The 381-nt window shown below is 66.9% G+C and carries 1 protein-coding gene; it reads left to right on the plus strand.

Annotation, left to right across the window (positions count from 1 at the left end; translation table 11 throughout):
• Positions 1-97: 97 nt before the first annotated feature.
• The coding region (locus ADK65_RS04070; protein WP_159038711.1) for an ATP-binding cassette domain-containing protein at positions 98-381 on the plus strand (284 nt) is incomplete at its 3' end.

Consider the following 381-nt stretch of genomic DNA (forward strand, 5'->3'; position numbering starts at 1 on the left):
GGTGCTCCGAAGTACTACGACAAGGGTTTCGACGCGGATGTCGAGTGGTGGCTGAAGAACGAGTCGGCTGTCACCAAGCGCTGGTTGGAGTGGGCTCGTGGCTGAATTCGGTATCGCCGCTCCGTCGGTGAAGGTGGCCGGTGACAAGCCGGCCACGGCGACCGGCAAGGCGCTGTCGGTGGTGGCGCTGCGCAAGACCTACGGCGATGTGGTCGCCGTCGACGAGGCGTCGATGGAGATCGCGGCGGGGGAGTTCGTCACCTTCCTCGGCTCGTCGGGGTCGGGCAAGACCACGACGCTGATGATGATCGCCGGGTTCTGCGAACCCGACTCCGGCACCATCACCGTCGGCGGGCGTGACGTGACGCGCCTGGCGCCGCA

Source organism: Streptomyces sp. NRRL B-1140 (assembly GCF_001280065.1).
Classification (GTDB): domain Bacteria; phylum Actinomycetota; class Actinomycetes; order Streptomycetales; family Streptomycetaceae; genus Streptomyces.